This is a genomic window from Roseomonas sp. TAS13, assembly GCF_001950415.1.
GTDB classification, from domain to species: domain Bacteria; phylum Pseudomonadota; class Alphaproteobacteria; order Acetobacterales; family Acetobacteraceae; genus Roseomonas; species Roseomonas mucosa.
The window spans coordinates 1-6,593 of the sequence record NZ_BDLP01000244.1 but is presented as its reverse complement, the minus strand read 5'-3'; the positions used below and the strand labels follow the sequence as shown (position 1 = coordinate 6,593).

Below are 6,593 nucleotides of genomic sequence, written 5' to 3'. Positions count from 1 at the left end.
CCGGCCGCGCTGGTCGTGGCGCGGATGGTGGCGGTGCTCGTCGCGCCGGGCCGCCACCATCAGCGGCGCCGGCGGGCCGAACATCTCCTCCGGCAGCGGCTCGGCATTCAGCAGGCGGAAGCCCAGCGCCGTCAGCGCCGGGGCCAGGGCCTCGGCCTTCACGCCCAGGCGGCTGGCGATGTCACCGGGCAGCAGGGCCGGGGCGCGCCGGGTCAGGTGGCCCAGCTCCCCCGCCACGCGCTCGGCGACGTCCAGGCGGATCATCACCTCGCCCGCCAGCACCCAGCCCATCTGCGCGGCGAAGCCGGCGGGCCAGTTGGAGGGCGGGGTGATCGAGACCAGCCCGCCCACCGGCAGCGGCGGCACCGCGCTCTCGGCGGCCAGCGCCCAGAGCTGCGCGCGCAGGCCCATGGGCTTGGGCTTCAGCATCTCCGGCAGGTAGAGGGCGAAGCGCCCCGCCCGCACGCCGATGGCCTTCAGCTTGGCGCGGAGCTCCGGGGTGATCTCCCGCTCCGTGCCGCCGGGCACCAGGCCCAGATATTCCCGCAGCCGGAACAGATGGCCGCGCAGGCTGGAATCCTCGGCCGCCTTGGTCTCGGCAGCCTCCAGCGGCGCCATGGCCTTCTTGATCGTGCTTTCCAGCCAGGTCGCCAGCCGGGCGCGCACGCGCTCCCGCTGGGCGCTGTCCAGGAACTCGGAGTTCAGCGGCTCGACCAACGGCTTGTCCGGGCTTGGCCCGGCCTTGAGCCGCGCGATCTCGGCGGCCTCGTGACCGGGCGAGCCGGGCGGCGGGGAGCCGGGCAGGGTCCAGGTGACGCGCTGCAGCGGGGTGAGGCCGAAGGCGTCGTCGTTGCTGGCCTCCAGCAGCGAGACGCGGCGCGGCATCTCCTCCTTCAGCGCCCGGCGGGCGGCGCGGAGCAGGGCCTTGCGCTCCTCCTCGCCGGCCCCGGCCTCGGTCGCGGCCTCGAAGTTGAAGCCGGAGATCCTGCCGACCGGATGACCCTCGACCACCACCTCGCCCCGGCGGGTGACGGCGGAAAGCAGCTCCTCCTCGCCATCGTCCAGCTTGCGCATCAGATGCGCCGCGCGTCGGTCCACGAAACGGGCGGTCAGACGCTCGTGCAGGGCGTCGGACACCTTGTCCTCCGCCTCGCGCGCCTCGCCCTGGAAGCGGGCGGCGTCGCGGAACCAGTCGTTGCGGGCGGCGACGAAGCTCCAGACCCGGATCGAGGCGAGGCGGGCCATCAGCGTGTCGAGGTCGCCCTCGACATTGTTGCAGGAGGCGATGCCGGAGGCGATCCAGTCCTCCGGCAGGTGCCCGTCCTCCGCCAGGTGCTTGAACACCCGGGCGCAGAAGTTCTGGTGCGTCTCGTCGGCCAGCTTGCGGAAATCCGGGATCTGGCAGGCTTCCCAGAGCAGGCTGACGCGGGAGCGGCTGGTGGCGAGGCGGCGGACATCCTCGTCCCGCGCCAGGGCTGCGAGGGTGATGTGGTCGTCCGCGTCGTTGCCCTTGGCCAGCCCGGCGAAGGGCGGCGGGGCGGCGAGGCTTTCCAGCAGCGCCTCGGGCGAGGCGAAGTCCAGCGCCGAGTTCCGCCAGGCCAGGGTCTGCAGCGGCTCGAACCGGTGGCTCTCGATCTTCTCGACGATCTCGTCGGACAGCGGCGGACAGTCGGCGGTGACGCCGAAGGTGCCATCGCGCATGCCGCGCCCGGCGCGGCCGGCGATCTGGGCGGCCTCCTGCGCGCTCAGCTCGCGCGAGCGGTGGCCGTCGAACTTGGTGAGGGAGGCGAAGGCGACATGGTCCACATCCATGTTCAGCCCCATGCCGATGGCATCGGTGGCCACCAGGAAGTCCACCTCCCGCTCCTGGTACAGCGCCACCTGGGCGTTGCGGGTGCGGGGGGACAGGCGGCCCATGACCACGGCGCAGCCACCCCGGCGGCGGCGGATGGCCTCGGCGATGGCATAGACTTCGCCGGCGGAGAAGGCGACGACGGCGGAGCGCGGCGGCAGGCGGGTGAGCTTGGCCGGGCCGGCATAGGTGAGCTGGGACAGGCGGGGGCGGGTCTCGATCTCCGCCCGGGGCACGAGGCGCTGGAGCAGCGGCCGGATGGTCTCGGCGCCGAGGAACATGGTCTCCACCATGCCGTGGGCGTGCAGCAGCCGGTCGGTGAAGACATGGCCCCGGTCCGGGTCGGCGCAGAGCTGGATCTCGTCCACCGCCAGGAACTCGACCTTCCGGTCGAGCGGCATGGCCTCCACCGTGCAGGCGAACCACCTCGCCTCGGGCGGGATGATCTTCTCCTCGCCGGTGATCAGGGCGACGTGCTGCTCGCCCTTGGCGGCCACCATCCGGTCGTAGTTCTCGCGCGCCAGGAGGCGCAGCGGGAAGCCGATGATGCCGGAACTGTGCGCGAGCATCCGCGTGATGGCGAGATGCGTCTTGCCGGTGTTGGTCGGCCCCAGGACAGCCTTGACCCGGGGCTCGAACATCTGCGTGTCGTGGTGACTCATTCCGGGCGGAGTGTGTGGCAATGGCCGAGGCGCTTGGCAACCGTCACCGGGCCGGAGAATGCGGCTCGCGCCCTGCCATGGCGCGATTCCGTGCCCTGAAATCCGCTCCCGGCGGTATCGGGGTGCTCGCAGGGGCTCTTGGCGGCGATCCGGGGCGGGACTGGCCCGGATGCTGCTAGGGCGGCATTCATCTCCCCGGATCGGCCTTCCCGGCCGGTTGCCTGAGCCTGGACGCCCCTTCCGAACCGCATTCGTCGCGCGGACGGTCTGGCGGCAGCCGGGCCGTGGACGGATAACCGATGTTTGACCGGCGTTCGCCCTGGGGAGGGGCCGCCTTGGAAAGGGAAGTCTCGATCATGATCTCACGACGCCTGATGGCCGGGACCGGCGGCTTCGCGGCCCTCGCAGCGGGGTCGGGGCTCGGTGCCTCGCTGGGTATCCCTTCCGCCGCGGCGCAGAACCCGCCCGCCGAGAGCGGCGAGCCCACGCTGGACCGGATCAAGCGCACCCGGAAGCTGCGCTTCGGCGCCGTGGCGGGGGCCACGCCCTACTACGTGAAGGACCTCGCCACCGGGGAATGGAAGGGGTTCTACATGGATCTCGGCCGCGCCCTGGCGCAGGAGCTGGAGGTGGAGCTGGAACTGCACGAGACCACCTGGGGCAACGCGGTGCTCGACCTGCAGAGCAACAAGCTCGACGTCTTCTTCGGCCTGAATCCGACGCCGCGCCGTGCCCTGGCGGTGGACTTCTCGGTGCCCTGCTTCAACAACGCCTTCTCCTTCATCACGAAGAAGGGCTTCCGGTTCGAGACCTGGGACGACCTGAACAAGCCGGAGGTCCGCATCGCGGTGGACAGCGGCTCCTCGCAGGACGGCGCGGTGACGCGGCTCTGCCCCAAGGCGACGATCTCCCGCTTCAAGTCGGCGGACGAGGCCACCATGGCGGTGCAGACCGGCCGCGCCGACGCGCAGTGCCTGGTGATCATCCTGGCGCTGACGGTGAAGAAGAAGGTGCCGAACCTGGGCGAGATCATCACGCCGAAGCCGGTCTTCCTGACCACCTCCAACGCCGGCTTCCGGCGGGAGCCGGACAAGACCTGGCGCGACTTCGTCAATGTCTGGATCGACTACAACCGCGGCCTGGGCGTGGTGCGTCAGGCGATCGTGTCGAACATGCAGCTCGTGGGCGTCGAGGAATCGGATTTTCCGGCCGGCCTGACGCTCTGACCCCGCATCGCCGCCCGGCCCAGACGCCCGGCGGCATCCCGCCCCCACCCGCCCTGGGCTGAGGGGAAGGGCCGGGCCGCATCGCGCTGCCCGGCCATCCGCCCCCCCTTCCGGGCCGGGCGGGCGGCACGAGAGAGACCGTATGTACGAGTGGGACTTCTACTTCATCTGGGGCTACCGCTGGCTTTTCCTGCAAGGGCTCGGCGTCACCATCGCCTTCACCGTCGGCATCGTGCTGATCGGGCTGGTGGTGGGGCTGGTGGCCGGGCTGGGGCGGCTCGCGCCCTATGCCATCATCCGCTGGATCGCCCAGGCCTATATCGAGGTCTTCCGCTGCACCCCCGTGCTGGTGCAGCTCGTCTGGTTCTACTACGCCCTGCCGATCCTCTCGGGCATCGACATGTCGGCGACCTCGGCGGCGGTGCTGGCGCTCTCGCTCTACGGTGGTGCCTTCTATGCCGAGATCATCCGCGGCGGCATCGTCTCGATCGACGCGGGACAGCGGGAGGCGGCGGAGGCGCTGGGCATGACGCCTGGCCAGTCCATGCGCCGCATCATCCTGCCGCAGGCCATCAAGCGCATGGTGCCGCCGCTGATGAACCAGTCGATCATCCAGTTCAAGAACACCTCGCTGGTCTCGGTGCTGGCGGTGCCGGACCTGCTCTACCAGGGCCAGGCCATCGCGCACGACACCTACCGGCCGCTGGAGACCTATTCGCTGGTGGCGGTGATCTACTTCGCCGTGCTCTTCCCGCTGACCCTGCTGGTGCAATACCTGGAGCGCCGCATGGCGCGCAGCGACTGAGGAGGAGGCGGTGAGCACATCCCAGCCCAAGATCGACGTGGCCGCGCTGCGCAAGAGCTTCGGCGACCACGAGGTGCTGCGCGACATCAACTTCCGGGTCGAGCCCGGACAGGTGGTGGCGCTGATCGGCCCCTCCGGCTCCGGCAAGTCCACCCTGCTGCGCTGCCTGAACCTGCTTGTCGTGCCCGATGGCGGGCGGGTGCGGATCGGCGGGCAGGGCTTCGACTTCGCTGCCGGGCAGCGCTTGCCCGGGCGGCGGGAGCTTGCCCGTTTCCGCGCCAATACCGGCATGGTCTTCCAGCAGTTCAACCTCTTCCCGCACCTGACGGCGCTGGAGAACGTCATGGAAGGCCCGCTGACGGTGCGCCGCATGGCGAAGCCGCAGGCCGAGGCGCTGGCGCAGCGGCTGCTCGCCCGGGTCGGGCTGGCGGACCGGGCGGACTACTACCCCTCCCGCCTGTCCGGCGGGCAGAAGCAACGCGTGGCCATCGCCCGGGCGCTGGCCATGGAGCCGGAGGTGATGCTCTTCGACGAGGCGACCTCGGCGCTGGACCCCGAGCTGGTGGGCGAGGTGCTGGGGGTGATGCAGAGCCTCGCCGCCGACGGGATGACCATGGTGATCGTCACCCACGAGATCGCCTTCGCCCGCGAGGTCGCCGACCGCGTGGTCTTCATGCGCGACGGGGTGGTGGTGGAGGAAGGGCCGGCCCGCGCGGTGATCGACACCCCCCGCGAGGCCGCCACGCGGGCCTTCCTGTCGCATTTTCACCGCCAGGGCAGGCTGCCGGACGGCGCCCTGCCTGGTTCCCTCCCTGGCCCGGCCACCCGGGGTTTCCCGGGATGATCATCGGCCGCATGCGGCTCTTCCTGGTGGAGAGCCCGATCAGGATGGCCCGCGCACAGGGCGTGGGCTCGGTGAAGGGCAGCGTGAAGCGCGTGCTGATCGCCCTTTCCACCGACGATGGCCTGACCGGCTGGGGCGAGGCCGCGCCCTGGGAGGTCTTCACCGGCACGCCGGAGGGGGCCTTCTCTGCCCTCGACACCTATCTGCGCCCGCATGTGGTCGGCCATCCGGCGCTGCGGCTGCGCGCGATGCTGGCGCGGATGGACCGGGCCCTGATCGGCCACACGGATGCCAAGGCCGGCGTCGAGATGGCCGTGCTGGACCTGCTCGGCAAGGCGAAGGGGCTTTCGGTCGCCGACCTGCTGGGCGGGCGGGTGCGCGACACCATCCCGCTCTCCTTCTCCATCGCCGATCCGGATTTCGCGGCCGACATGGAGCGCATGCGGGCGATGGTCCCGGCGGGGCACCGGCTGTTCAAGGTGAAGACCGGGGTGAAGCCGCACCGCGAGGACATGGCGCATCTGGAGGCGATCCGCGATGCCTTTGGCGACGGCGTGGACCTGCGCCTCGACTACAACCAGGCGCTGGAGCCCTTCGCGGCGATGACGGTGTTGCGCGACGTGGACCGCTTCCGCCCGACCTTCATCGAGCAGCCGGTGCCGCGCCGCCATCTCGACGCCATGGCCGGCTTCGCCGCCGCGCTGGACACGCCGATCCTGGCCGACGAGAGCTGCTACGACGCGGTTGACCTGCTGGAAGTGGTGCGGCGGCGCGCGGCGGATGCCATCTCGGTGAAGCTGATGAAGTGCGGCGGCATGCTGAAGGCGCAGGCCATGATGGCCATCGCCGACACGGCCGGCCTGCCGGGCTATGGAGGCACGCTGTGGGAGGGCGGCATCGCGCTCGCCGCCGGCACGCAGCTCATCGCCGCCACGCCCGGCATCTCGCTGGGCTGCGAGTTCTACATGCCGCACCACGTCCTGACCGAGGATGTGCTGGAGGAGCGCGTGCCCAACCGCGACGGCGCCGTGGTGGTGCCGGAGGGGCCGGGCCTGGGCATCCGGGTCAGCGAGGCCTCCGTGCGCGGCGGGGCGCGCATCCTGGCGGAAGCGGGCTAGGACCGCGCGCCCGCTCCTCGCTCCGGCGGGAGGGCCGCGTTGCCGGATGCGGCGGGGCGGGGCCCCGTGCCATCATGGGCAGCCAC

At 71.3% G+C, this 6,593-nt stretch carries 5 protein-coding genes; 4 read left to right on the top strand and 1 reads right to left on the bottom strand.

Annotated elements, in window-relative coordinates:
- Nucleotides 1–2,493, bottom strand: a 2,493-nt coding sequence (locus ROTAS13_RS16850; RefSeq protein WP_075822911.1) for a helicase-related protein, incomplete at its 3' end; no start/stop codon positions are given.
- A 377-nt stretch (nt 2,494–2,870) separates the two neighbouring features.
- Here ROTAS13_RS16850 and ROTAS13_RS16845 point away from each other — a divergent pair.
- The 4 genes from ROTAS13_RS16845 to ROTAS13_RS16830 all read left to right on the top strand — a co-directional run bounded on the left by ROTAS13_RS16845 (nt 2,871) and on the right by ROTAS13_RS16830 (nt 6,507).
- The gene (locus tag ROTAS13_RS16845; protein WP_019461234.1) at nt 2,871–3,740 is read left to right on the top strand and encodes a transporter substrate-binding domain-containing protein; all 870 of its coding nucleotides are present in this window, start codon (nt 2,871–2,873) and stop codon (nt 3,738–3,740) included.
- 142 nt (nt 3,741–3,882) lie between these two features.
- On the top strand, nt 3,883–4,545 hold the full coding sequence (locus ROTAS13_RS16840) for an amino acid ABC transporter permease (protein ID WP_019461235.1): 663 nt from the start codon (nt 3,883–3,885) through the stop codon (nt 4,543–4,545).
- A gap of 10 nt (nt 4,546–4,555) precedes the next feature.
- Nucleotides 4,556–5,389, top strand: a complete 834-nt coding sequence (locus ROTAS13_RS16835) for an amino acid ABC transporter ATP-binding protein (RefSeq protein ID WP_075822910.1) — start codon at nt 4,556–4,558, stop codon at nt 5,387–5,389.
- A complete protein-coding gene (locus ROTAS13_RS16830) occupies nt 5,386–6,507 on the top strand; it encodes an enolase C-terminal domain-like protein (protein WP_075822909.1) in 1,122 nt (373 codons plus the stop codon). Before ROTAS13_RS16835 ends, ROTAS13_RS16830 begins: the two co-directional genes overlap by 4 nt.
- Nucleotides 6,508–6,593: the final 86 nt, after the last annotated feature.